This window comes from Winogradskyella marina (assembly GCF_015645385.1).
In the GTDB taxonomy this organism is placed as follows: Bacteria; Bacteroidota; Bacteroidia; order Flavobacteriales; family Flavobacteriaceae; genus Winogradskyella; species Winogradskyella marina.
On sequence record NZ_JADOET010000012.1, the window covers coordinates 1 to 24,583 of the forward strand.

Consider the following 24,583-nt stretch of genomic DNA (forward strand, 5'->3'; position numbering starts at 1 on the left):
TCTTACTTTGCCTATCTGAAAAAGTATTATAAAGCTCGACAAATGATAAACTTTGTTATTACACCAATCTGTATTGCAGTTTATATATTTGGATTTTATTTGCTACTACCTTACTTTAAGGATTACTTTTCAAAAGGGTTTTACACTTACATTCTAATTTCAGGAGTTATTTCTCTTATTGTTGTTATTGCTATTATTGTTAAAAGCACTATTAAAGAACAACGCTATTTAAAACAATTGCATAAATGATAAAAAATATCAATTTGAAAAAAACAACGTTGCACAACAAAGTACTGTAGTAAAAAACAAGTAAAAACCCATTAAGTTTTGACTAAAGTACTTTTATAATTTTAATCAAACAACAATCAAAATTGAATAAATGCCACTTAACGCTTGTTTCCTTTCTCATGTCGTCGCTCCGCATATTCGTAGCCTTCATTCCACCACTTTTCCATTAATCGTTTACTAAAAATCAGTGAGTTTTCGGTTAAACTTGTTGGTGTGTAGTATAAATTTAGTTTTACGTTTTTATTTCGCGCTGCTAATTTTCCGATAAGAATATCATTTCGCTCCACCTGATCTAATAAGTGCCCAAACAAACTAATCATTAGTGAAAAGGGATTTTTACCCAATACTTTTTGCTTTCCTAAAGTTTCAGCTTCTAAAACAATAGCATCTACTTCTGTGGCACCACGTTGAATGGCTTCTCTAATTGGAATTACAGATCCTAAACCACCATCAGCATATTCATAGCCATCCACTTTTACCAGCGACATAAATGGAATATAGTTGCACGAAATCCAAATCCAATTACAAAACTCTTCATAAGAACACTCTTGTATCGATTTATATTCAACACGATTCATAGACAAGTTAGAAACTGTTACAACAACATCGTGTTTTTCTTTTCTTATGCGCTGATATTCTTCATAAGTAACATTTTTTCTTATGTTTTTTCTAAGTGCTTTGCTTTCTCCAAATGTACGTTTACGCCTAATAAACTGCCATAACGAATTAACAAAATCAATAGATACGTACTCTCTGTCTCCTTTTTTGTGCTGTACAAACGGGCTTATACTAAAAATATCTTGCTGCTGTACGTTGGTAAAGATATCGTAGAGTTTTCCAATTTCGTTAACGGCTAAATGTGGGACTAATAAACTTCCTGTAGAGGTTCCTAAAAACAAATCGTAATTATGTTTTTCGCGTTCTATTAGGTATTGTGCTACACCACCAGCAAAAGCTCCTTTACTTCCACCACCAGATATTACTAATGCTCGCATTTAATTTTAAATTTAGTATTGATTTATTCTGTTTCTAATGGACTCACTTCTTCATCTTTAAAAGACGCATAGTTAAATCCACTTTGCCACCATCTCGTCATTTTATCTTTATCGAAAACCAGTGAATTGGTCGTTAAAACCGTTGGAGTATAATAAAAATTAATGATAGCATTTTGATTTGAAGCCACAAACTTACCTATTTTAATATTTTGATTTTCTATTCTATCTAACATAAACGCAAACATGTTAGTTAATAATGAAAACGCATTGGTTGATGGCATTCTATTTAATTGCGATACTTCTGTTTGCAAAATAATGGCATCAACTGTAGTTGCTCCGCGTTTTATAGCTTCTTCAATTGGTACCATTACACCAAGTCCGCCATCTGCATATTCACAACCATTTTTCTTTACTAAAGACATAAATGGTGTGTAATTGCACGACATCCAAATCCAATCGCAAAATTCATCGTAATCAAAATCATTAATAGACTTATACTCCACCTGATTGAGCGATAAGTTTGAAACCGTAACCACTATATCAGTAGCACTTTCTTTAAGTATCAAAAACTCGTCTTTTGTTAGCGTTCTTTTAATGAGCTTTTTCAAATTGAGACTCGACCCAAAAGTCTTGTGGCCTTTCAATAAATTTAGAAGTACCGCAAAATGATTAATCGCTATAGTTTCTACACCTTTTTTCTTTCTAATAATAAAAGGACAATTATCAAAAATGTCACCGTTATTTACACTGGTATAGACTTGTTTTATTTTTTCGACTTTGTTTAGACCTAAATGAGATACTAAAAGGCTTCCTGTTGAAGTTCCAATAAACAAATCGTATTTATGTTTTTTATTTTCAATAAGATATTGCGCAACGCCACCTGCAAATGCACCTTTACTCCCACCTCCAGATATTACTAACGCTCTCATTAATCGACTTTATTTTCAAGTTTTTCGGATTGCTCTTTAGCGAATTTAACCAATCTCCAGTTGTGATGTGATTTGGCTTTTTCTAAATTAGATTGACAGATGTCATTACAAGATTTGATTAAATCTAAATAATTAAAAGCCTTAATTCTTACATCTGCATTATACGTTTCATCTGTATAACCGACTAACTCATTAAACAATTCCTGCTTATTATCTGCGTCGTAATACGGTGTATTTAAATTTAAAACAATCCACAACATACGCACATTCTTATCCTTAAAGCCTATTACTTTTCTTGTTTTTGAAAGGTACTTAGAACGTTCTAAAGGAAAATTAACCCAAAGATTATATAAGGCGTTTTCTATGGTAACATAAGACTTATCATCTAATAAAGATTCATAGTCTTCTTTCAGTGCTTCCGGAATTTTAGTGACATGTTCTGAAATGGCTTGCCTCACCTTTAAACTGTTTTTAAATACATCTGATGTTACCAATGATGGCATTTGCGAAACAACCTTCACTTTTGCTTCATCTGAGACATAATATTTAAGGTATTCTTCGCACTTTGATGATTTGGCTTCGCAATCAACCATTGCATACTCATTGATAAAAGTAGATTGACGTTTTAGAATTGTATAGGCTTCATCGTAAGGAAAGGCTTTATTTTTAATCCAATAATTCACAAAACGAGATAAGGATTGTCCATATAATTTTTCAACTTCAGCAATAAAATCGGACGTTTCAACATTAGTAAATTGATGCTTTTCTAAATAATTTTTAACTGCTTTTTTAAAAATAGCATCACCAACCTTATCTCTTAAAACGTGTAAAACCCATGCTCCTCGTTGATAAAAGGTTAAACTACTCGATTTTGGATCTAAAAGTGAGGTTCCATTTCCGGAAAGATCTTGTTGACTTAACGCAATTACGGATTCTAAAAGTTTGTAATAAAAATAATTATCACCAAAAACATCGCGTTCTGCCAAAAGCGCATAATAGGTTGCAAAACCTTCTTGCAGCCAATGGTGCTCACTAGATGTCGCAGTAACCAAATCACCAAACCACTGATGCGCCAATTCGTGTGCGTTAACATTGACGTAATTTTTATCATTAAAACCAATACTATCCACCACAAAAGCATCCGAAAAAATAGTAAGGCTTGTGTTTTCCATTCCTGCATATAAAAAATCGTGAACAGGCACCTGTTTATAGTTTTGCCAAGGATACGCAAAGCCAATTTCTTCCTCTAAAAAATCGAACATTTGTTTTGTATAACGGTATGTTGGTTCAACTTTTAGGGAATCTTCTGGATAATAGTAATATTCTAAAGGAATACCGCTTTTTGACGTTTCTGTTTTTTTGTTGTATTTGCCTATGACTGCTGCGACTAGGTAACTTGACATTGGTTTTTGCATGTCGTATCGCCAAGTTGTTAATGAATCTCCAATTTGTTTTTCTATTAATTTACCGTTAGCTAAAGCCTCATAGTTATTAGGATACGTTAATGACAAATCGAATTCAATTTTATCATTAACATCATCAATACTTGGTAGCCAGTTACTCGTGTATTTCCCTTGACCTTGAGTCCAGATTTGGTTATCATTATCACGTTTCATGAAATACATCGCTTTTTTAGGTTTTGCATCGTAATCAAAAGAGATATTATAAATGACATCTTTTTTAAACGTATTCCTAAAAATTATTCTTTTTTGATTGTTCTCATAGTTTTCAAAAGACGAACCATCCAAAGCAACTCTATCGAATTTCATATTAATCGCATCAAGACTAACTGAGTCAGCATCTTTTAACATTTTAAATCGATAATTAACATTACCAAATACACGTGTTGAGTCTGCCTCAAATTCAATATTAGCAGTAGCACTTAAAAAATCGACATCATCCGTTTGCTGAGCAAAAAATAAGCTCGTAAAAAAAATACAAAAGGCAACAAAAAAATTCTTCATAAATAAGATTTGAGCAAGAATGAGACTAAAATACAACTTTTCTTTCGTCAGTTCGAGTGAAATTTGTTTTTTCAAATTTTGTTTCGAGAACCAATAACTTCTCGATACAATTTGCTCGTCCCTCATAAAACATTCGAAGTGACAAAAAATAGATTACTCTATTCGTAGTAATGACAACACCAAGATTTATTTATTGAGATTCTTCACTTTGTTCAGAATGACAGTAAAAAGAGATTCCTGCATTCGTAGGAATTTGGTAAATTCGCAACTATGAGTGTCAATTTACAAACTCCCATAGATTATCTAAAAGGTGTTGGTCCAAACCGAGCAGATTTATTGCGCTCAGAGTTGGGTATTCAGACATATCAAGACCTTATAAATTTATTTCCAAATCGGTATATAGATCGCACTAGGTACTACAAAATTAATGAACTACAACGCAACAACGCCGAAGTTCAAATTATTGGAAAAATCACAGGATTTAGGGAAGTTGCTCAAAAAAGAGGCAAGCGATTGGTTGCTGATTTTAGAGATGACACCGGAATGATGGAACTCGTTTGGTTTAGAGGTCAGAAGTGGATACGTGAAAGTCTAAAAACCGGTAAAACTTATGTGATTTTTGGAAAAACCAATTGGTTTGCTGGAAAATTCAGCATGCCACATCCCGAAATTGAATTGCAATCTGAACACGAACGCAATTTGCGATCTGCAATGCAAGCTATTTATCCTTCTACCGAAAAATTATCAAATAAGGGAATCACAAACAAGGTTGTTACTAATATTATGCAACAATTGTTTTTAGAAACTAAAGGGAGGTTTGTTGAAACTTTACCAGCTTCTATAATGACGGATTTAAAATTAATTTCAAAATCTGACGCGCTTTTTAATATTCATTTTCCGAAGACTCCAGAGCTTCTCGCAAGAGCTCAATTTCGATTAAAATTTGAAGAATTATTTTACATTCAGCTTCAATTAATCATTAAAAATCTTATTCATAAATCGAAAATAAAAGGCTTTACTTTTGATAAAGTCGGAGACTACTTTAACACCTTTTACAAAGATCATTTACCTTTTGAATTAACCAATGCACAGAAGCGTGTTTTAAAAGAAATTAGAAATGATTTAGGTAGTAATGCGCAGATGAATCGCCTTTTGCAAGGAGATGTGGGCTCTGGCAAGACCATAGTTGCGTTTATGTCAATGCTCATGGGACTTGACAATGGTTTTCAATGTTGTTTAATGGCGCCAACTGCTATTTTGTCAGTACAGCACTACCAAGGATTACAAGAGCTATGCAAGCCATTAGGAATCAGTATATCACTATTAACTGGCTCAACTAAAACTTCAGACAGAAAAATAATTCATCAAAATCTCGAAAATGGTAATTTACAAATCTTAATTGGTACACATGCACTTCTTGAGGATAAGGTGAAATTCAAAAATTTAGGCCTCGCAATTGTAGATGAACAACACCGTTTTGGCGTAAAACAAAGAAGTAAATTATGGCACAAAAATGAGCTACCTCCTAATGTTTTAGTGATGACCGCAACTCCTATTCCAAGAACCTTAGCAATGTCGGTTTATGGCGACTTAGATATTTCTGTAATTGACGAATTACCAGCCGGAAGAAAACCCATAAAAACAGTTCATAGATATGACAGTAACAGACTGAAAGTTTTCAAATTTATGAAAGATGAAATCGCTTTAGGTCGACAAATTTATATTGTGTATCCATTAATTCAAGAAAGCGAAAAAATGGATTATAAAGATTTAATGGATGGTTATGAAAGTGTCTCAAGAGAATTCCCAATGCCAAATTATCACATCTCAATTGTGCATGGTAAAATGAAACCTGCAGATAAAGATTACGAAATGGAGCGTTTTGTAAAAGGTGAAACTCAAATTATGGTTGCAACAACTGTTATTGAAGTTGGAGTTAATGTACCGAATGCTTCTGTGATGATTATTGAAAGTGCAGAACGCTTTGGCTTATCACAATTACACCAATTGCGTGGACGCGTTGGTCGTGGTGCTGAACAGAGTTATTGTATTTTAATGACCAGCCACAAACTAAGCCAAGACAGTAAAACCAGATTAGAAACCATGGTTAGAAGTAGTGATGGCTTTGAAATTGCTGAAGTCGATTTAAAACTAAGAGGTCCAGGCGACATTATGGGAACGCAACAAAGTGGAGTTTTAAACCTGAGAATTGCAGACATCGTAAAAGATAAAGACATCTTAGAACAATCGCGTTATTACGCTAAAAACATTCTTAAACTAGATCCTAGCTTGATTTCGCCTGATCATAAAGTAATTCTTCATACCTATAGACAAATGAGTAAGTATCGTAATATTTGGAATTATATAAGTTAAGCTCTCTTAAGTTATAACTTAGATTATCTAAAAATAAAAAGAGACACTTTGTAATAAAGTAGCTCTTTTCGCGCTACTAATCAATTATCCAACGGGTAATTTTCTTTTTCTAATTTTTCAATTCATTTAGAGCTTCACTGATAATTGTATCACCTTCTAAAATTTCGAAAGTAGAATTATACGGAGCATCATCATTTAGTGCTTTTACAAGCGTTTGAGCTACATCTGCTCTGCTAATTTCTCCTCGCTTATTTAATTTTTCTTTTAATTCTATAGTGCCTTTAGCCTCCTTGTTATTTAAAGCTCCTGGCCTAACAATAACATACTTTAATCCACTTCGCTTAAGGTGTTCATCTGCATTTTGTTTTGCTCGTAAGTAGTCTTTTAACGCTTCTGATTCTTCTGGCTTATCCGCTCCCATTGAACTAAGGAGCACAAAACGGCTTACATTTGCCATTTTAGCCACAGCTATTAAGCGTTTTGCTCCTTCTTGGTCAACTTCAACAACATTCTTACCTCCAGAACCAGCAGCAAAAATAACCTTATCAATACCCTTTACAGTATGTGTTAGATCTTCTGTTAAGTCTGCAAGGACGGTTTCTACACCTTCTTTCTTGAATTGTTTTTGTTGTTCTTCTTTTCTAACCATAGCAACTGGATTAAAATATTGCGTAGATTTTAGAAGCTTAACAACTTGTTTTCCTGTGGTGCCAGAAGCACCAGCAACTAATATATTTTCCATGGTGTGTATTGTTTTTATTTACTATTTACATAAAATGCATAAATCACTCCAGGCAACCAACCAACAAGGGTCAGTAAAAGGCTAATTAAAAATTCGGACCCTAAACCGTGTTTTAAAAACACTGCTAATGGTGGCAATAGAATAGATAGAATTATAGATAGTAAAGACATTTGCTTGCTTTTTAAGTTCTCGACAAACTTAAAGCAAACACCATAAATTCATTAACTTGTTTGATAGTTATGTTAGCGCAAATTGAAAACCATATTACTATTAAGAAGAAATTTCAAACAACCGAACGTATCTAAATGAGGATAATACAGTTCCTAATACAAGCATTATACAATTCTAACGGCAACTAAAAACACTTCATTACCTTACAAATCGCCCAGAAATATTACCCTCAATAATCTTAACAACATCGTCGACATTACTGTAGTTGACATCACCTTCATACGTGTGTTTTAAAGCACAAGCTGCACAAGCGAATAACATTGCTCTATAGTCATCGTAATGTTGTAAACCATGAATTAAGCCTGCTGCAAAAGCATCACCTGTTCCTATTCTGTCTACAATATGAGTAATATTTAAATCGTCGGTTTCCCTAAATTCAGTTCCAGTCCACATTCTAGCTCTAATTTTGTGTGAATTCGCATTTAAAGCTGTTCTTATTTTATCAAACACCTTTACAATAGATGGAAATGTTTCCATTAACTGTTTACTCGCTGTTATAAAATCGTCGTTAGAATAACTATAATCAGTTCCGAGCACTTCATTAATCTCATTAATTCCACCAATAAAAATATTAGAATAGTGTAATAAATCTATTAAGGTTTCTTTGGGGTCTTTACCATATTTCCACAATCCGCTGCGATACGTAGGATCTGCAGAAACAGTTAATCCTTTTTCTTTGGCTAAAACTAAACCTTCTTTTAAAGTGTCGTAAGCTCCTTGTGTTAATGCTGGTGTAATACCTGTCCAGTGCATCCAATTCCCCTTTTTCAATGCTTTTTCCCAATCTACCATAGCTGGTAAAACCTCAGAAAATGATGAATGCGATCTATTATAAGATATTTGGCTCGGTCTCATTACTGCTCCAACCTCTAAAAAGTAAACACCCAATGGCCGTTTGGAACGCACAAAAGACGATGTACTAATACCAAACTTTCTTACATAAGATACTGCAGTATCACCTATAAAATCATCCGAAACTAAACTGATATGTTTTACATTACCTCCAAAATTAGCTAATGAAATGGCCACATTTAATTCCGTACCTCCAAAATAAAATTCAACAATATTAGATTGCATAAATTTTTTGTTTCCTCTTGGTGATAAACGCATTAAAACTTCACCGAATGTTATAATTTGATTCATAATTTGATTTTTGTAACTGGCCTTTAAAAATAATTATTTTAATTCTAAATTTAGAAAAATAAAAGATAGTGACTTAAATTTACTTGAATAAACTTATCCTATATTTTGTTTAATTTTTTACATCGAACTCCTTAAATTACAATATGCTATTCAAAAACATAGAAACCGAACGACTTATCTTAAGACCAGTCACAGAAGAGGATATTCAAGATTTCTTTGAATTAGATTCCAACCCAAATGTTCACAAATATCTTGGAAACAAACCTGTGCAATCTATTGAAGCGTCGGAAGCAATGGTTGCCAGTATTTTAAAACAATATAAAACTAATGGTATTGGTCGTTTAGCTCTGATAGAAAAAAGCTCGACTAAATTCATAGGTTGGGCAGGTCTTAAATATGAAGATAACTTGAGAAAAGACTTTAACTATTTTGACTTAGGCTACAGACTAAAAGAACAGTTTTGGGGTAAGGGTTTTGCCACTGAAGCTGCGTTGGCATCTTTAAATTACGGATTCAAAGATTTAAAACTCAAAGAGATTGGTGCAGCTGCACATATTAACCATATCGCCTCTAACACTATTCTTTCTAAAATTGGTATGCAAGCTACAGATACTTTTGAACATGAAGGCGATTTGTGTAATTGGTACGAAATGACAAACCCATATGAATAACTTTGAAGAATAAAAAAATACCATTGCAAGCCGAATAGAAGTACATTTTAAATAATGCTTTCAATACGTCTTACAATGGCATTTCAATCAATTTAAAACTTAACACCATTAGGTTTTACAATCACAAAAACTAATTTTGTTCTAGTCTAAAGTTAATAGGTATACTATACGGAACACCTACATTCATGTCTCGTTGTCTTCCAGGTTCCATTTTAGGTAACAAATTAATAATTCGCTCTGCTTCTGCTTCTAAAATTTGGGCAGGTCCTCTACTTTTTACATTAGTTACTGTTCCTGTTTTATCAATTAAAAAGAACACATACACCTTACCTGATATATCAAGTTCTGCGGCAGCTGCAGGATATCTAAAATTTTTCTGCAAATGCTCTTGAATTTTACGCTCAAAACACGCTTTTAACTCTGCATTATTCCCTGTACAACCTGGAAAACGCGGTACTTTCTCAATCACGGCAAAAGGCACTTCAACATCTTCTTCGACTTCTATAACCTCGACTTCTTCTATACCAACTTCACGCTCATCAATAGTATCATCTTGTCCTATTTCTGTACTTTGTATGACCGTTTCTTCAATTTCTTCAACATCTTCAACTATGGTAATAACTTCAGTAACCACTTGTTGTTGCGGAGGTGGTGGAGGTGGTAACACATCAATAACAGTTATCGGAATATCTTCATCAATTTGATCCTCTAGCATTAACAAATCAATTTTAACGGCTTCTTTCTCGTAAGTCTTATGTTCTAATCCTAAATACGTTAGGAGTAACATTACGTTTAAGCCAACAGCAAAAAATAAACTACTGTTTCGACCTACATTGGCTCTTGGGTTTTTTTTGAGTTCCATGACGTTTAATTTTATAGTATAAATTTAAGAATGAATACACTAAAAAATTATGACTTATATCATGTTTAACTCAGACTCAGCACTTTAAAATTTATAAGTTATCTAACTGATTATCTGTACCATCTTCGCTAATGGTCCAAAAGAACCCTACAAAAAAGAATTGGTCTGATGCTGGTGTTAAAGATCTTCTGTTAAACTGACCGCTATAATCTGGAGTGTCTGCGTATTGGTAGCCATTAATATTTTTTAATCCTAATACATTATTTACTGAGAAGTACAATATTTTTTGTGGACTAAGTAAATAAGCCCAATTCACACTTAAACTATTAAAAGCTTTTGTGCGTTCACTTAAAAACTTATTCGTATTTGGATTGGTATAAGGACGCCCTGAAGAAAACCCATACGACATTCCAACTTGGCTTTTCCATTGGTCAATCCAATACTTACCAACAATAGATAAATTATGTTTGGTGGCATAATTGGGCTGTGCAGAAGTGGTATAATTTCTGTAATCGCGTTGCGTATCTAAATACGAGTAGCTCAACCAATAATCAATATTTTTAATGCTTGTATTATCTCTCCAAAAGAAATCTAGACCTTGTGCATAGCCATCACCAGAAGCATTAAAACTACTATCAAATCCTTCAAAAGCGGTATCAAACTTAATTAAGTTATCGTAATCTTTTCTGTAGGCTTCGGCTCTAAATATTTTTCCATCATTTACATATTGATAGTTTAAAATATAATGTGATGTTTTTTGTGATTTTAAATCGGATTCAAACTTTAAAATACTACTATTTGGGTTTTGATAAAAGTTACCATATGCCAAAGAAAATTGTCCGTTTTTAGAGCTTTTATAAGCCAATGCTGCTCTCGGAGCTACATCAGTGGATTTAAAAATAGAGCTATAATCTGCTCTTACGCCAAGCTTTAATGCCAAATCTTTTGAGAAAATAACATCTGCTTCAACAAATCCGGCAGTAATATTATTATCAAAACCATAGGTCTCATCAATTGAACTCTCTTTATAATTCTCATTAAAATCAGTGGCAAACTGTTCTGCTCCAAAACTTAACTTAAAACGACTGCTGAAACGTTTTTTTAATTTCAACTTTAAATGTACTGAGTTATCTGTATCCTTTATATCACTTGCTTCAATCCCAATTGTATTCTTCGCATACGTATAACTCACACCAGAGTTGATAGCCCAACTATCACCTAAAATACCTTTATAAGATGTATTGAGATAGAAGTTATTGTTATTCAATTTAAAATCTATTCCATCCGCATTGTTTATATCGTCTTGATTAACTTCAAAACTTGAAGTATCAAAAGCAGCATAAAATTTCAACCTACCATTGTTTAGTTTTTGCCTAAAAACGGTTTCGCCTTGTGCTGCAGAAACAGGTGTTTTCCACTCATTTCTATCTTTAAAAACAGCTAAATAAGGTGCCATATTAATATAACTAACGTTAAAACTCAAAGACGACTTTTCCCATTTTTGAGTATTTCCCAAACTAGCTCCAAGACTCATAATACCAATATCTGTTTTTTCTTGGTCTGGCTCGTCTATAGTATTTAATAGTAACACACTAGACAGGGCTTGACCATATTCTGAAGAATAACCACCTGTAGAAAAGGTAATACCGTCAAATAAAAATGGTGAATAACGACCACGAGTAGGCATATCATTAGTTGTAGGTGTGTAAGGTGTAAAAACACGAATACCATCTATAAAAACCTGTGTTTCTTCAGCATTACCTCCTCTAACAAACAAACGACCATCTTCTGAAACATTAGACGTTCCTGGTAAGGTTTGTAGCGCACCTACATAATCACCCAAAGCACTTGCGGTAGTAACGACATCTAAGGGTTTTAAAACGGAAACTTTAGAGTTATCACGAGCTTCAAAACTACCTGCACTAATAACAACAGCATCTAAAGACTCTACATCTTCTCGTAATTTAATTTGAAGATTATTTAGTTTTGAAACCGTTTCTGTAATTGTTTTTGTTTCAAAAGATAAAAATGAAATAATTAAGGTTTGTACACCTGTTTCATCTGTTGAAAATGAAAACTTACCCTTATCGTCTGAAGTATCACCATCATAAGTCCCTTCTAAATAAATATTAGCTCCAATTATCGGTTGGTTTTTTTGATCGGTAACTACACCTGAAATAGTAGTTTGTGCAACAACTAGTGATGTAAAAAATAGAATAATGATTGTGATGCGTTGTCTACGCACTTTAGTTCCATAGTGGGTTCTGTGTCTGTGGCTCTGTGGTGTCATAATTTGATTGGCAATTAAAAGTTCGTTTTTTGTTGATGACACAAATTTGAAGGATTTTTAAGTCTGTAAAAATTCTATTTTACCGAACTGTATTATTTGTATGACGAATTGAATATATTTGACTCAAAGCAACAGGCTTCTTAATAAAAACGGACTAAAAATGTTATCTACTACCGAAAAACAATTCAGTATTTTCTTCTTAATCATTGTACTTTTTGAACTTATAACAGGACATATAGCCTCGCTTAACACTTTGCATTATATCGCTAAACCAGCCATAGTCATCAGTCTTATTTATTTGTTTGCAAAAACCTCTAAATCGCTTCCTAAAGCCATTAAAAACACAACACTTTTGGCTTTAATTTTTTCGGTATTGGGCGATATATTATTAATGTTTGTAAACCACTCACCACACTTTTTCACGTTGGGATTAGTCGCTTTTTTAACCGCTCACATTTTTTATGTTGCTGTATTTTTAAAACACAGAAACAAACAAAAATCACCTTTTGGATTTATTATATTACTACTTATATATGCTGCGAGTTTATTCTATTTTTTAAATGGAAATTTAGGAGCTATGTTAGTGCCAGTTATTTTATATATGCTGGTGATTTTAAGCATGGCAGTTGCAGCTTATTTAAGAAAAGACAGGGTGAATATACTTAGTTACTGTCTTGTATTTTTAGGTGCCTTATTTTTTCTAATTTCAGATAGTATTTTGGCACTTAATAAATTTTACGAACCTCTAGCCTATTCTAATATTAGCATTATGGTGACCTATGCTTTAGCGCAATATTTAATTGTAATGGGAATTTTGAAATTAAAAGCTGATTAAATCTTACTTTTTAAACGGTCTAATGATAAGTCGTGCTGCTTTATCAAAATTGATGTAATTGTATGTCCAATTAAAGAGTACGATCACACGATTTCTAAAACCAACTAAAGACATAAGGTGTACAAACATCCAAATAAACCAAGCAAAGAAGCCACCAAATTTGTAATGTTTTAAATCTACAACAGCTTTATTCCTACCTATAGTTGCCATAGATCCTTTATCTTTATATATAAACGGTTTCAACGGTTTATTTTCTATGATTTTCATTATATTTTTCCCTAGTAAATGGCCTTGTTGTATAGCTGGCTGCGCCACTTGAGGATGCCCTTTTGGATACGCTTCAGTAACCATTAATGCAACATCACCAACTGCAAAAATATTAGGGTAGTTTTCAATTTGATTATATTGATTTACATTATAACGATTTGCTCGTTCTATTAATGCTTCCGCTTTTAATCCTTGTATTGGTGCTCCTGTTACTCCTGCAGCCCAAATTAAGGTTTCAGATTCTAGTTTTAATTCTGAATTTGTTGTCACTGTTGTACCATCGTAATGTTTTACAAAGGTGTTGCAATGTGTTTTCACTCCTAATCTACCTAAAAACTGAGTTGCTTTTTTTGAAGCAAATTCACTCATTGGTGGCAGAACACGATCTGCACCTTCTAATAAGTGAATGTGCATATCTTCAGGGTTTAAGTCATTATAATCTCTTGGTAAAATATTATTTTTAAGTTCTGCAATGGCACCAGCAAGCTCTACTCCTGTTGGACCTGCACCAACAATAACAAAGTTTAGTAACGCTTCTCGCTCCTCACTAGAATCTGCGATGGCTGCTTTTTCAAAATTCTGTAAAATAAGACTTCGGATATTAAGTGCCTGAGGCACCGTTTTCATTGGCATACTATTAGTCTGTATCGCCTCATTGCCAAAATAATTGGTTTTAGTACCTGTTGCGATAACGAGATAATCAAAAGTTAAATTACCAATAGAGGTAATTATTTCATTGTTTTCTGGCAGAATTTGCTCAACTTCAGCAAAGCGAAAAAAAGTAGTTTTATGCTTTTTTATTATCTTTCTTAACGGATAAGCAATGGAGTCTGGCTCTAAACCAGCACTAGACACTTGATATAACAACGGTTGAAACGTATGGTAATTCCGTTTGTCTATTAAAACAACTTGAACATTTTTATTCGCTAAGGATTTTACTAAATTCACACCTGCAAAACCGCCTCCTATAATAACGACTCTTGGTAGGTTAGACTGAGGAATATTCATCAAATAATAATTGAAATTTCAGTTGCAAAAATACAAATTCGGAAGACGAAAGTTACATTTTAAAATAATAGTTAAATAAATTTGTAACAAAAGTCAATTTCCTACTACTAATTAGTTAACTAACCAATTAAATCAATTGAACAAAGAACTTGAACATAGTTTTGTAGAACAGTTGCAAAAACATCAAAACATTGTACATAAGGTGTGCCGTTTGTACACAAACAATGCCGATGCGCATAACGACTTGTTTCAAGAAATCACGATACAATTATGGAGAGCTTATCCAAAATTTAGAGGTGATGCTAAATTTAGCACTTGGATGTATAGGGTTGGATTGAACACTGCAATAACGTTATACAGAAAATCGAAAAGACGCATAAACACTCAAGCATTTGATACGGTTCAGTTTAAAATTAAAGCGGAGGAATATGACGATACTGAAGAGCAACAATTAAAACTATTATACCAAGCAGTACACCAATTAAATGACATTGAAAAAGCCCTTGTTTTCCTGTATTTAGAAGACAAAGACTATAGAGAAATAAGCGCGACATTAGGTATAACGGAGGTAAATGCACGAGTGAAAATGAATCGCGTTAAAAAGAAATTAAGAACAATATTAAATCCGTAAGCATATGGATGAATTAGAATTATTAAAAAAAGACTGGAAAAAAGATAAGACGGAATATAAAAATTATTCAAATTCAGATCTAAATCCAATGTTGCATAAAAAATCGTCATCAATTGTAAAGACGTTATTTTATATTAGTTTGGCAGAACTAGGGTTTTGGATACTTATCAGTATTCTACCATATTTTATGTCTTCAAGTTTTACGGACCGAATGAATCGAAGTTATGAAAACCCACTATTTTTAGGGTTGTCTATACTTAGCTTTGTCATAGTCTTTGTATTTGTGTATCTATTGTTTAAATCTCACAAATCAATTTCCTCAACAGACAATGCCAAAAAATTAATGGAGAGCATTATAAATACACGCAAAGTAATTAAATACTATGTCCTCTATAATTTAATTATGATCTTTATTTCAGTTCCATTATCACTGTATTTTGAATTTAATCAAAACATAGTGTTTCATGATCAAGTTGAAGCTTTTAACGCTAAACAAATGTTCTTTTTGTGTGGTTTTGTTATTCTGTTAACAGGTGTTTTTATAACTGTAATTTGGTTGTTTTACAAGTTACTTTATGGTATACTATTAAAACGTTTAAACAAAAACTACAACGAACTAAAGAAGCTAGAAATATAATTTACAAGGCGTTAGATAAACACAATAGCAATAAACTATATTTATTATCAAAGATTGAGACTGTAAACTAAATTACATATCTCGCAATTCTTTATTTAAGCGTTCCTTTTCTTCTAGTTCTTCTTGTGGAATTACCTTTAAAAATGAAGGATGTTGCTCAATAGCATATTCAATTTTTTCAACAATTTCTGCAATAGACTCATTGTCGTAATCAATATCTAAAGGTTCTTTTATTTCAAAAGTTTGAAATATATTTTTCTTTTTAATTCGAAGTCCTTTTTTATCAAATGAGCGTCTAAAACCATCAATAACAATTGGTACTACAATAGGTTTATAGGTTTTAATAATATGGGCTGTTCCTTTTCTAATCGGTTTAAAAGGAGTGGTTGTACCTTGCGGAAATGTTACTACCCAACCATCATTTAGTGCGGTTTTTATCATAGTAATATCGCTCATCTTTACTTGCCTATTCACGTCTTTTCCTTTAGACCTCCATGTACGTTCTATACTAATTGAGCCCGTATAGGCAAATATTTTTGGAAGTAAACCAGATTTCATGGTTTCCTTTGCAGCAACGTAATACATATTCAATTTTGGATTCCATAGGTAACCAACATTTTTAATACTATCTAATCGTCCGCTTAAACTCGCATTAAACACATGAAACATGGCAATAACATCCGCAAAATACGTCTGATGGTTAGAAATAAACAACACATTAGTATCTGGCAAGTTCTTTATAATATCAGAACCTTCAATTTGCAAATCATTAAAACCTCTAAAACGTCTATGCGTAAAAACACCTAGAAGTCGTATTAGCCATTTCTTCACCCAAAGTATATGTCCAAAAGGATTTCTTTTAAATAATCCCATAGTAAATTTTCAAAATTTTGTCGATTACAAATGTAACCATTAAGTTAACTTATAAAACCTGTTTTAACAAGTCTTTTATTTCTCCAAGCATCATTGCTGTTGCTCCCCAAACAATATGACCATTAAATTTAAATGCAGGCACATCCACTTCAACTCCAAAAGAAGTTGGTACTCTTGTGGTTAAAGTACTACTTTCACTTAAGAAATCGGTAAGACTAACTTCTATTATAGCTTCAACCTCTTCGTCTTGTTTGGTAAAAATTAAATATTCTTTTGAAATACCAATATAAGGATGCACTATAAAATTACTTGGTGGTATATAAATAGGAGATACACCTTTTAAAACATCAAAATGTTGTCTAGCAACACCTATTTCTTCTTCTGTTTCTCGTATTGCAGTTACCATTAGATCATTACCATCTTCATCTTCATATTTACCACCTGGAAAACCAACCTGTGCAGAATGTACTCCTTTATAGGTTTTTCGCAGAATAAGCACCAAGTAAGTTTTGTCATTAGTTTTAGGGTAAAACAAAGCCATAACCCCCGCTTTTCTTGCTGTTGCAGACTTTTTTTTCATTTTTTCTGCCAAATCTACACGGTAAGGTGGAGACATTTTTGCATGCGAGTCTTCGCCAGTAAGCTCTAGATTTTTTATTTTTACTACAGATTCTAAAAACGTATTAAATAGCATTTATGAGATTTCTATTAATGTTTCCGATGGCTTTCGGAATTGGTTTATTCCTTCTGAGTTGTGAAGATAAACAAACTTCAAAAAAAACAGATACAACGGTTGTAAAAGATTCCGTTACCGCAGAAACAAAAGTTAAACCAAAAAAGAAAGCAGAGCCAGAATACCCAGAACTTACTGACGCTAATGCCATGGAATTCTTTTTAGAGTTTGAAAAAGAAAACCCAGAAAATAAAGTTAGAATTACAACCGATTTCGGAATTATAGACATCTCCTTATATGATAAAACCAAATTCCACAGAGCCAATTTTGTTTACCTCACAAAACGCAATTATTTTGATAACACCCAATTTTACAGAGTAGTTGAAAATTTCGTGATACAAGGTGGCAGTGGTGACGGACTAAACCTCTACAAGAAAAGACGAAAAATAGGACGTTACCTTTTACCACCAGACACAAAACAAGGCTACACACACAAACGCGGAGCGGTTTCTATGCCTAGTAGCGAAATTGAAAACGCCTATAAATTGGCGTCACCATATCAGTTTTTTATAATTCAGCGCGAAGGAGGAGCTCACTATTTAGATGGAGATTACACGGTTTTTGGTGAAGTTATTTCTGGTATGGACGTAGTAGATAAAATTAATGCTGTAGAAACAGATGAAGGAGATTGGCCTTTAAGTAATGTGTATATTAAAAAGGTTGAGATTATCGATTAGGTTTTGATGTTATTACACTGATATGCGCTGAGACACACTGAGGTTCGCAGAGCGATTTAGTATAGCGACAAAGTGAATTTAATCTAAGGTTATCACAACTATATTTTAAACTTTTATGCTCTTTTTCTCTGTGCCTCTCCGCGAAAACTACGTGAGTCTCTGTGCAACAACTATCAATAATAACCTTCAAGAATTATAGAATATTTCATACACTTCATTCCTATTTTCAGTATCTTGTAGGCTTTTAAAATTCCTATCAAATTTCTAACACTAAAAACTATCATACATGATTTCTAAAACCCTTAAAGCCACATTAATTTGTAGCGTTGTACTTTTCTCTAGCTGCAAAGACGACACCAACAAAACCACAGAATCAACCATGAGCGACAATGTATTAATCCAAGAGTGGACAGGACCTTACGAAGGAGTTCCTGCTTTCGATAAAATGTCTGTAGAAGCCATAAAACCCGCAGTAGAAGAAGCCATGAAGCTTAATCTAGCCGAAATTGAAACCATCGCCAACAATACAGCACCTGCTACTTTTGAAAACACAATAGTTGCTATGGAAAGCGCAGGTAAAGAACTAAGTCGTGTATTTACTTATTATGGGATTATGGGAAGTAATATGTCTTCACCAGAATTTAGAGCTATTCAAACAGAATTAGCACCAAAACTTTCCGATTTTAGATCACAAATTTCTCAGAACGAAAAACTATTCCAACGTATAAAAACCGTTTATGAAGCCTCTCAAGAGTCACCTTTAGAGCCACAAGCACAGCGCGTCGTCGATTTAACCTACAAACAGTTTGAAATGAATGGCGCCAACCTCAATGCCGAAAAGAAAAAACGCTATGCGGAAATCAACAAAGAATTATCATCGCTTTATACCGATTTTTCTAATAATGTATTACACGATGAAGAAAATTATATTACCTATCTAACCGAAAATCAACTTGGTGGACTGTCTGATGGATTTATAAAATCGGCAGCAAAAATAGCTACGGACAAAGGAGAAGACGGAAAATATGCCATTACTAACACACGTTCCTCAATGGATCCTTTCCTCACCTATTCTACTGAACGCGAATTACGCAAGCAAGTATGGGAAAATTACTACTCTAGAGGAGATAATGGAGACGAGTTTGACAACAACAAAATCATAGCCGAAATTTTAAAACTACGTAAAGAACGTGTTGGCTTAATGGGTTATGATAACTATGCCGAATGGAGATTACAAGATCGAATGGCAAAAACGCCAGAAAACGCCATGGATTTAATGCTGGCTGTTTGGCCTGCAGCAACCGCAAGAGTTAAAGAGGAAGTCGCAGATATGCAAACGGTTGCTGATGAACTTGGCGATAATATCACCATAGAACCATGGGATTACAGATACTACGCAGAAAAAGTACGTAAAAAGAAATACGACCTAGACAGCGAAGAAGTGAAACAATATTTACAACTCGATAAGTTAACAGACGCTATGTTCTTTACGGCTGGCGAATTGTTTAATTATAAATTCACACCAGTTGAAGAAGGTTCAGTACCAGTCTTTCACGAAGATGTTAAAGTTTGGGAAGTTACCGATAAAGATTCTGGCAAACATATTGGTTTATGGTATTTAGATCCATTTGCACGCGAAGGCAAACGTTCTGGTGCTTGGGCAACAACTTATAGAAGTTCTGATTCTTTTGAAGGAGAGAAAAATGTACTAGCCTCTAACAATTCTAATTTTGTAAAGCCAGCTCCAGGCGAAGCGGTTTTAGTGTCTTGGGACGATGCCACCACGTTTTTTCATGAGTTTGGCCATGCGCTTCACTTCTTTTCGGCAGATGTAAAATACCCAACCTTAAATGGAGGTGTTAGAGATTATACAGAATTCCAATCGCAATTATTGGAGCGTTGGTTATCTACAGATAAAGTCATTAACCAATTTTTAGTGCATTACAAAACAGGCGAACCTATTCCTGCAAGCTTGGTTGAAAAAATTAAGAACGCATCAACCTTTAACCAAGGTTTTGGTACCACAGAATATTTAGCCTCTGCTTTAATAGACATGAAATTACACTTAGCAGATCCAACCGATATTGACATTGATAAATTTGAACGTGAGACTTTAGACGAGTTAGGCATGCCAAAAGAATTACCAATGCGTCATAGAACACCACATTTTGGACATGTATTTTCTGGCGAAGGTTATGCCACAGCTTACTACGGTTATATGTGGGCAGATGTACTAACAAGTGATGCATCTGAAGCATTTAAAGAAGCCGAAGGTGGTTTTTACGATAAAGACGTCGCTGATAAATTAGTAAAATATCTATTTGCACCACGTAATGCTATGGAACCAGCAGAAGCGTATAGAAAATTTAGAGGTCGTGATGCTAAAATTGAAGCCTTAATGAAAGATCGCGGATTTCCAGTTCCTGGAGAATAAACGTTAACATTTAAAAACATATAAAAGTTCTCTTATCTCTTTCTTTTAGCTGATAAGAGAACTTTTTTTAATGATAAAACTGGTTAACTACAATATGAAACAAACAACATTCTTAATCCTATTAGCATTTAGTCCAAGCTTAATTTTTTGTCAGTCTAAACAAGAAAAGATTGATGAACTTTTTGAACAAATAAACTGTAAAGAAATAATTGAGCAAGGATTTAACGGAATAAGATTCGTAGTTGACAACAATAAGAAAAAACTATTTAATGAATTTGAACTTGACTTTAATAATAAAGCAGATGTCCAAGAATTTGACGAATTCTTAAATGAGGAAATAGAGTTGATAAAAGGCGAAGCTTATGTTTATATTTCTGACAAATATTCAAGACATTACTCTGAAAAAGAACTTCAAAAGTTTATTGATTTAACAAAAAAGAATAAGTCAAAAAAAGACATATTAAATGAAACCAATTTTAAAGTGGAACTTGACTCAATTTTAGATTATCAAGGACAGTATTTAAAAAATGATATACGTTTAATTTTAACTAAAATCCGAGCAAAATACAGACCTCTGATATTAAAATTTGTTGAAAATGATGAGGAAAAAAATATTTCTGCTATGCAATTGGACTTGTTACTAAACACAAGTAATGCGGAAAACCCAAAGTTATCCATTTTAAACAAATCAAATGCAGAAATTATTTTGCCTGATAATCTCGATTTTAATACCGTAAAATCTTTAACTATCAAATTGAACGATAAAAATTATACAATTGAAAGGTATAATATGAACTTACCCGAATTGGTAAGAGAAGTTTCAAGTCCATTAAAGAAAGATGGATTTGAAGACTTGGAATATTGGACTTTGACAATAAATGATGACGAGATAAGTCTAAAAATAAAAGCTGAAGTTATCTTTGAAAAATAAATACTGCAGGTAACACCTTGTATAATTAATTACTTGGTTTTTGCCTACTTACGAAAATCCTAACGGATTTTATATTCCGTTTTTATTTGTTAACTTAGTTGCTTAATCACGCAACGAAATCATACACACGACCGTTCTAGTTAGTTTTAAAAAATGAAGAACCTACTAATAATTTTCATCTTATTTACTTTTATCATCAATGCGCAAGAACAAAGCAAAAGTATAAAATATGAAAAGGATAATTATTCAATAGAGTATCCCTCTAATTGGATTTTAAACGATTCAGGCGAAAGTGGAACTGAAATTTTTCTTTACCCTACAAACTCTGAGAGTTCAGACGTTTTTACAGAAAACATAAATTTAATTGTGCAAAACCTCAATGACACAACAATAACTCTTGAAAAGTACAAAGGTCTAGTGGAAAATCAAATTAGTGAAATGCTGACTGAACCTAAAATTACTTCGAGTGAAATAGAAAATAAAGGAGGATTAAAATCTCATCAATTAATCGCAGGTGGAAAATCAGGAGATTATAAGTTTAAAACTATTATTCACACATACTTAATGAACAAACAAATTTACACATTGACATTTGTTACTCTGTATGAAAACTATAAAAATAATCAAATCGAATCATTGAGAATAATGGATAGTTTTAATCTGATAAAAAACTAATTACAACACTGGCAATAAGCTATAGCACGCTAAGAACCTACTTGGTAAATCTTGCAGATTTCCTACTGTTTGGGAATTCTCGCTACCTTAGTTGCAAAACTATTGTAAGTCATAAAAAAAACCAGAAACCAAATGAATAAAACGCTATTTGAAATTACCAAAATGGACTGTCCATCTGAGGAAAATCTTATCCGAATGAAACTAGACGGAATTTCAAGTATTGCGAATTTAGACTTTGATATTCCAAACCGAAAATTGACTGTTTTTCACAGGGGAGAAATAGATAAAATCGAAAAGTCAATTATAGAACTGAATTTAGGCGGAAAGAAAATCTCGACCGAACAAACCGACCAAACAAAATTTAAAGAAAACGCAAACCAAAAAAAACTACTTTGGTCTGTACTTGCAATCAATATTGTGTTTTTCGTTGTCGAAATGACCACAGGAATAATCTCAAAATCCATGGGACTTGTTGCCGATAGTTTGGATATGCTTGCTGACAGTTTCGTTTACGGAATTAGTTTGTTAGCCGTTGGAGGAACTGTGATTAAGAAAAAACGGATCGCTAAACTTGCAGGCTATTTCCAAATCTCACTTGCTATTATTGGATTTGTAGAAGTTTTAAGACGGTTTTTCGGAGACGAGAAACTTCCTGATTTTTCGACAATGATAATTGTTTCAATTTTAGCACTTATCGCAAACGGCATTTGTCTTTATATTTTGCAAAAGTCAAAAAGTAAAGAAGAGGCTCATATGAAAGCGAGTATGATTTTTACTTCGAATGATGTGATTATCAATTTGGGAGTCATCATCGCGGGAATTTTAGTAAACTATTTGAGTTCAAATAAACCCGATTTAATTATTGGTACCATCGTTTTTCTTTTGGTCATTCAAGGAGCGTTTAGGATTTTAAAATTAAGTAAGTGAATAAAAGCAATACGACTTACAACAATGTACACTAAAAATAGGCAAAACAGTAGTAGCTTCAAGGTTTTAGGTTGTGTCAAATATTGTGTTTAAACCAGAATTTACTGTTTTGAAATCGCCTATTTTCAGATACTCATCGTGGTAAAAAATGACAAGCTAAACTTTATAAAAATTGGATTAACAAATGAACAACACTTCATTTTATTGTATTTATATTAAATTATCCTGTAACAGTTGTTCTTTTAATACAGTAAATAGTTTTTCTTGCTTACTTTTTTCTAAATTATTTTTTTCCGAAAAGTGAACATATGCTAACGTAGCTCGTTTGAGTTCTGACTGTATTTCATCTATATTTAGCGCTTTATTATCGGCTAAATGTAAAAGATAATATACCACTCTTTTAAGTAGGTTTTCTGCTTCTTCTTTTTTACCAAGGTCTTCATAAGTATTCGCTAAATTATTACAAGAAATTATATACACTTGTACAAATGGAATTTTTAAACGGATACAATCTTCAATATTGTTATTCAATACTTCTGCCCTATACATAGCATCCTTATACCCTAATAAAGCTTTTTTTAAATTTCCTTTATTAAACAGTTCATTACTAGAACCTGTTAAAGCTTGCCAATGTTTTTCTATATGATTAATACACGTATCACTCATTATATTTTTAAATTTTTGTTTGCAAAATCCCAGTTTACTATTTCCCAAAAACTTTCTACAAATTTCGGTCTTGCATTTCTATAATCTATATAATAAGCATGCTCCCAAACATCTAATGTGAGAATCGGTTTTTTATGCGCTGTTAATGGTGTATGAGCATCTTTCATTGGAAGGATTTCAAGTTTACCTTTTTCATCTTGAGCCAACCAAGCCCAACCCGCACCAAACAACTTTGTTGCTGTCGTCGAAAATTGTTCTTTAAATTGCTCAAAATCACCAAAATCGCGAACTATTAATTCGCCTATTTTTCCTTCAGGAGCCTTTCCGCCGTTTGGAGACAGACAATGCCAGAAAAAAGAATGATTCCAGTGCTGTGCAGCGTTATTAAATAAAGCCGCATTGTTTTCAGCATAGCCTTTTTGGATGATCTCCTCAACACTTAAATCAACTAATTCAGTGTCTTTTACAAGTCCAGAAAGATTATTTACGTATGCAGCATGGTGCTTTCCATAATGGTAATCAAATGTCTCTTCTGTGATTAATGGATTGAGCGCGTTTTTATCGTAAGGTAACTCTGGTAATGTTTGTGTGATCTTCATTGTTTTCTGTTTTTTAATTTTAAAATTTTAATAGCCTTTTTTAATTCACTTACCTTTTTTAAATCTCTTGTTGCTTTTTGCATATTAACCTGCATAAGATTTTTTTTGATAACATTTCTTTCCAAATATTTTTTGTTTTCTTCTAATAACTCGATAACAAAATTCATAGTTGCACTATATTTAGTTTCACAAAACTAATATT

General features: G+C 33.0%; 25 protein-coding genes. 11 read left to right on the plus strand and 14 right to left on the minus strand.

Going from position 1 to position 24,583, the window contains the following annotated elements; all coding sequences use genetic code 11:
- On the plus strand, window positions 1–249 hold a 249-nt coding region (locus tag ITJ86_RS13025; protein ID WP_230080305.1), incomplete at its 5' end, for a hypothetical protein.
- Between the two features lie 137 nt (window positions 250–386).
- Here the strand turns inward: ITJ86_RS13025 and ITJ86_RS13030 are convergent.
- The 3 genes from ITJ86_RS13030 to ITJ86_RS13040 are packed head-to-tail and all read right to left on the minus strand — an operon-like array spanning window position 387 to window position 4,176.
- Entirely contained in the window at window positions 387–1,283 is an 897-nt protein-coding gene (locus ITJ86_RS13030) for a patatin-like phospholipase family protein (RefSeq protein ID WP_195872091.1), read from the minus strand.
- Between the two features lie 23 nt (window positions 1,284–1,306).
- Window positions 1,307–2,212: a patatin-like phospholipase family protein gene (locus ITJ86_RS13035; RefSeq protein WP_195872092.1), complete on the minus strand. Its 906-nt coding sequence runs from the start codon at window positions 2,210–2,212 to the stop codon at window positions 1,307–1,309.
- Window positions 2,212–4,176: a M1 family metallopeptidase gene (locus tag ITJ86_RS13040; RefSeq protein ID WP_195872093.1), complete on the minus strand. Its 1,965-nt coding sequence runs from the start codon at window positions 4,174–4,176 to the stop codon at window positions 2,212–2,214. Before ITJ86_RS13040 ends, ITJ86_RS13035 begins: the two co-directional genes overlap by 1 nt.
- A 270-nt stretch (window positions 4,177–4,446) precedes the next feature.
- On the opposite strand from ITJ86_RS13040, the gene recG reads away from it, so the two are divergent.
- On the plus strand, window positions 4,447–6,549 hold the full coding sequence (gene recG, locus ITJ86_RS13045) for an ATP-dependent DNA helicase RecG (protein ID WP_195872094.1): 2,103 nt from the start codon (window positions 4,447–4,449) through the stop codon (window positions 6,547–6,549).
- Window positions 6,550–6,658: 109 nt separating this feature from the next.
- Here the strand turns inward: recG and ITJ86_RS13050 are convergent, their stop codons facing one another.
- The 3 genes from ITJ86_RS13050 to ITJ86_RS13060 form a co-directional block, all read right to left on the minus strand.
- Window positions 6,659–7,291: an SDR family oxidoreductase gene (locus ITJ86_RS13050; RefSeq protein ID WP_195872095.1), complete on the minus strand. Its 633-nt coding sequence runs from the start codon at window positions 7,289–7,291 to the stop codon at window positions 6,659–6,661.
- A 14-nt stretch (window positions 7,292–7,305) separates the two neighbouring features.
- Window positions 7,306–7,461: a YqaE/Pmp3 family membrane protein gene (locus ITJ86_RS13055; RefSeq protein ID WP_195872096.1), complete on the minus strand. Its 156-nt coding sequence runs from the start codon at window positions 7,459–7,461 to the stop codon at window positions 7,306–7,308.
- A gap of 199 nt (window positions 7,462–7,660) precedes the next feature.
- Window positions 7,661–8,665, minus strand: coding sequence for a sugar kinase (locus ITJ86_RS13060; protein WP_195872097.1), 1,005 nt, complete (start codon window positions 8,663–8,665; stop codon window positions 7,661–7,663).
- Window positions 8,666–8,808: 143 nt separating this feature from the next.
- On the opposite strand from ITJ86_RS13060, the gene ITJ86_RS13065 reads away from it, so the two are divergent.
- Window positions 8,809–9,336, plus strand: a complete 528-nt coding sequence (locus ITJ86_RS13065) for a GNAT family N-acetyltransferase (RefSeq protein WP_195872098.1) — start codon at window positions 8,809–8,811, stop codon at window positions 9,334–9,336.
- A 130-nt stretch (window positions 9,337–9,466) separates the two neighbouring features.
- Here the strand turns inward: ITJ86_RS13065 and ITJ86_RS13070 are convergent, their stop codons facing one another.
- Window positions 9,467–10,198 carry an energy transducer TonB gene (locus ITJ86_RS13070; RefSeq protein ID WP_195872099.1) on the minus strand — a complete coding sequence of 244 codons (732 nt, stop codon included), beginning with the start codon at window positions 10,196–10,198 and terminating at the stop codon, window positions 9,467–9,469.
- A gap of 91 nt (window positions 10,199–10,289) precedes the next feature.
- Entirely contained in the window at window positions 10,290–12,488 is a 2,199-nt protein-coding gene (locus ITJ86_RS13075) for a TonB-dependent receptor (protein WP_195872185.1), read from the minus strand.
- Window positions 12,489–12,648: 160 nt separating this feature from the next.
- Between ITJ86_RS13075 and ITJ86_RS13080 the strand changes: the two genes are divergently transcribed.
- A complete protein-coding gene (locus ITJ86_RS13080) occupies window positions 12,649–13,323 on the plus strand; it encodes a lysoplasmalogenase (protein ID WP_195872100.1) in 675 nt (224 codons plus the stop codon).
- A 3-nt stretch (window positions 13,324–13,326) separates the two neighbouring features.
- On the opposite strand, the gene ITJ86_RS13085 is transcribed toward ITJ86_RS13080, so the two are convergent.
- Window positions 13,327–14,598, minus strand: a complete 1,272-nt coding sequence (locus ITJ86_RS13085; RefSeq protein ID WP_195872101.1) for an NAD(P)/FAD-dependent oxidoreductase — start codon at window positions 14,596–14,598, stop codon at window positions 13,327–13,329.
- A gap of 136 nt (window positions 14,599–14,734) precedes the next feature.
- Between ITJ86_RS13085 and ITJ86_RS13090 the strand changes: the two genes are divergently transcribed.
- The gene (locus tag ITJ86_RS13090; protein ID WP_195872102.1) at window positions 14,735–15,229 is read left to right on the plus strand and encodes an RNA polymerase sigma factor; all 495 of its coding nucleotides are present in this window, start codon (window positions 14,735–14,737) and stop codon (window positions 15,227–15,229) included.
- A gap of 4 nt (window positions 15,230–15,233) precedes the next feature.
- The gene (locus ITJ86_RS13095; RefSeq protein WP_195872103.1) at window positions 15,234–15,866 is read left to right on the plus strand and encodes a hypothetical protein; all 633 of its coding nucleotides are present in this window, start codon (window positions 15,234–15,236) and stop codon (window positions 15,864–15,866) included.
- A 72-nt stretch (window positions 15,867–15,938) separates the two neighbouring features.
- Here the strand turns inward: ITJ86_RS13095 and ITJ86_RS13100 are convergent, their stop codons facing one another.
- Window positions 15,939–16,739: a lysophospholipid acyltransferase family protein gene (locus ITJ86_RS13100; protein WP_195872104.1), complete on the minus strand. Its 801-nt coding sequence runs from the start codon at window positions 16,737–16,739 to the stop codon at window positions 15,939–15,941.
- A 49-nt stretch (window positions 16,740–16,788) separates the two neighbouring features.
- Window positions 16,789–17,433 (minus strand): NUDIX hydrolase, encoded by a 645-nt coding sequence (locus ITJ86_RS13105; protein ID WP_195872105.1) that lies wholly within the window; start codon window positions 17,431–17,433, stop codon window positions 16,789–16,791.
- A 2-nt stretch (window positions 17,434–17,435) separates the two neighbouring features.
- Here ITJ86_RS13105 and ITJ86_RS13110 point away from each other — a divergent pair, with 2 nt between their 5' ends.
- The 5 genes from ITJ86_RS13110 (at window position 17,436) to ITJ86_RS13130 (ending at window position 23,116) form a co-directional block, all read left to right on the plus strand.
- A complete protein-coding gene (locus ITJ86_RS13110; protein WP_195872106.1) occupies window positions 17,436–18,149 on the plus strand; it encodes a peptidylprolyl isomerase in 714 nt (237 codons plus the stop codon).
- Window positions 18,150–18,435: 286 nt separating this feature from the next.
- Window positions 18,436–20,583 carry a M3 family metallopeptidase gene (locus tag ITJ86_RS13115; RefSeq protein WP_195872107.1) on the plus strand — a complete coding sequence of 716 codons (2,148 nt, stop codon included), beginning with the start codon at window positions 18,436–18,438 and terminating at the stop codon, window positions 20,581–20,583.
- 94 nt (window positions 20,584–20,677) lie between these two features.
- The gene (locus ITJ86_RS13120; RefSeq protein ID WP_195872108.1) at window positions 20,678–21,514 is read left to right on the plus strand and encodes a hypothetical protein; all 837 of its coding nucleotides are present in this window, start codon (window positions 20,678–20,680) and stop codon (window positions 21,512–21,514) included.
- 153 nt (window positions 21,515–21,667) lie between these two features.
- Complete coding sequence (locus ITJ86_RS13125) at window positions 21,668–22,189, plus strand: PsbP-related protein (RefSeq protein WP_195872109.1); 522 nt, start codon at window positions 21,668–21,670, stop codon at window positions 22,187–22,189.
- Between the two features lie 132 nt (window positions 22,190–22,321).
- Window positions 22,322–23,116 (plus strand): cation transporter, encoded by a 795-nt coding sequence (locus ITJ86_RS13130; protein WP_195872110.1) that lies wholly within the window; start codon window positions 22,322–22,324, stop codon window positions 23,114–23,116.
- A 210-nt stretch (window positions 23,117–23,326) separates the two neighbouring features.
- Here ITJ86_RS13130 and ITJ86_RS13135 read toward each other — a convergent pair whose 3' ends face one another.
- Genes ITJ86_RS13135 through ITJ86_RS13145 form a run of 3 tightly spaced genes read right to left on the minus strand, consistent with a single transcriptional unit; the run spans window position 23,327 to window position 24,548 of the window.
- Window positions 23,327–23,782 (minus strand): tetratricopeptide repeat protein, encoded by a 456-nt coding sequence (locus ITJ86_RS13135; RefSeq protein WP_195872111.1) that lies wholly within the window; start codon window positions 23,780–23,782, stop codon window positions 23,327–23,329.
- Window positions 23,782–24,381, minus strand: coding sequence for a superoxide dismutase (locus ITJ86_RS13140; protein ID WP_230080306.1), 600 nt, complete (start codon window positions 24,379–24,381; stop codon window positions 23,782–23,784). Before ITJ86_RS13140 ends, ITJ86_RS13135 begins: the two co-directional genes overlap by 1 nt.
- Window positions 24,378–24,548 carry a hypothetical protein gene (locus ITJ86_RS13145; RefSeq protein ID WP_195872112.1) on the minus strand — a complete coding sequence of 57 codons (171 nt, stop codon included), beginning with the start codon at window positions 24,546–24,548 and terminating at the stop codon, window positions 24,378–24,380. The genes ITJ86_RS13140 and ITJ86_RS13145 overlap by 4 nt, the downstream gene beginning before the upstream one ends.
- Window positions 24,549–24,583: the final 35 nt, after the last annotated feature.

Bases quoted from the DNA above. Each gene is read 5' to 3' on its own strand.
- ITJ86_RS13030 (WP_195872091.1), bottom strand. From the start codon at position 1,283: ATGCGAGCATTAGTAATATCTGGTGGTGGAAGTAAAGGAGCTTTTGCT.
- ITJ86_RS13105 (WP_195872105.1), bottom strand. From the start codon at position 17,433: ATGCTATTTAATACGTTTTTAGAATCTGTAGTAAAAATAAAAAATCTA.
- ITJ86_RS13080 (WP_195872100.1), top strand. From the start codon at position 12,649: ATGTTATCTACTACCGAAAAACAATTCAGTATTTTCTTCTTAATCATT.
- ITJ86_RS13035 (WP_195872092.1), bottom strand. From the start codon at position 2,212: ATGAGAGCGTTAGTAATATCTGGAGGTGGGAGTAAAGGTGCATTTGCA.
- ITJ86_RS13100 (WP_195872104.1), bottom strand. From the start codon at position 16,739: ATGGGATTATTTAAAAGAAATCCTTTTGGACATATACTTTGGGTGAAG.
- ITJ86_RS13115 (WP_195872107.1), top strand. From the start codon at position 18,436: ATGATTTCTAAAACCCTTAAAGCCACATTAATTTGTAGCGTTGTACTT.
- ITJ86_RS13085 (WP_195872101.1), bottom strand. From the start codon at position 14,598: ATGAATATTCCTCAGTCTAACCTACCAAGAGTCGTTATTATAGGAGGC.
- recG (WP_195872094.1), top strand. From the start codon at position 4,447: ATGAGTGTCAATTTACAAACTCCCATAGATTATCTAAAAGGTGTTGGT.
- ITJ86_RS13050 (WP_195872095.1), bottom strand. From the start codon at position 7,291: ATGGAAAATATATTAGTTGCTGGTGCTTCTGGCACCACAGGAAAACAA.
- ITJ86_RS13075 (WP_195872185.1), bottom strand. From the start codon at position 12,488: ATGACACCACAGAGCCACAGACACAGAACCCACTATGGAACTAAAGTG.
- ITJ86_RS13120 (WP_195872108.1), top strand. From the start codon at position 20,678: ATGAAACAAACAACATTCTTAATCCTATTAGCATTTAGTCCAAGCTTA.
- ITJ86_RS13065 (WP_195872098.1), top strand. From the start codon at position 8,809: ATGCTATTCAAAAACATAGAAACCGAACGACTTATCTTAAGACCAGTC.
- ITJ86_RS13125 (WP_195872109.1), top strand. From the start codon at position 21,668: ATGAAGAACCTACTAATAATTTTCATCTTATTTACTTTTATCATCAAT.
- ITJ86_RS13060 (WP_195872097.1), bottom strand. From the start codon at position 8,665: ATGAATCAAATTATAACATTCGGTGAAGTTTTAATGCGTTTATCACCA.
- ITJ86_RS13070 (WP_195872099.1), bottom strand. From the start codon at position 10,198: ATGGAACTCAAAAAAAACCCAAGAGCCAATGTAGGTCGAAACAGTAGT.
- ITJ86_RS13040 (WP_195872093.1), bottom strand. From the start codon at position 4,176: ATGAAGAATTTTTTTGTTGCCTTTTGTATTTTTTTTACGAGCTTATTT.
- ITJ86_RS13130 (WP_195872110.1), top strand. From the start codon at position 22,322: ATGAATAAAACGCTATTTGAAATTACCAAAATGGACTGTCCATCTGAG.
- ITJ86_RS13145 (WP_195872112.1), bottom strand. From the start codon at position 24,548: ATGAATTTTGTTATCGAGTTATTAGAAGAAAACAAAAAATATTTGGAA.
- ITJ86_RS13135 (WP_195872111.1), bottom strand. From the start codon at position 23,782: ATGAGTGATACGTGTATTAATCATATAGAAAAACATTGGCAAGCTTTA.
- ITJ86_RS13140 (WP_230080306.1), bottom strand. From the start codon at position 24,381: ATGAAGATCACACAAACATTACCAGAGTTACCTTACGATAAAAACGCG.
- ITJ86_RS13095 (WP_195872103.1), top strand. From the start codon at position 15,234: ATGGATGAATTAGAATTATTAAAAAAAGACTGGAAAAAAGATAAGACG.
- ITJ86_RS13110 (WP_195872106.1), top strand. From the start codon at position 17,436: ATGAGATTTCTATTAATGTTTCCGATGGCTTTCGGAATTGGTTTATTC.
- ITJ86_RS13055 (WP_195872096.1), bottom strand. From the start codon at position 7,461: ATGTCTTTACTATCTATAATTCTATCTATTCTATTGCCACCATTAGCA.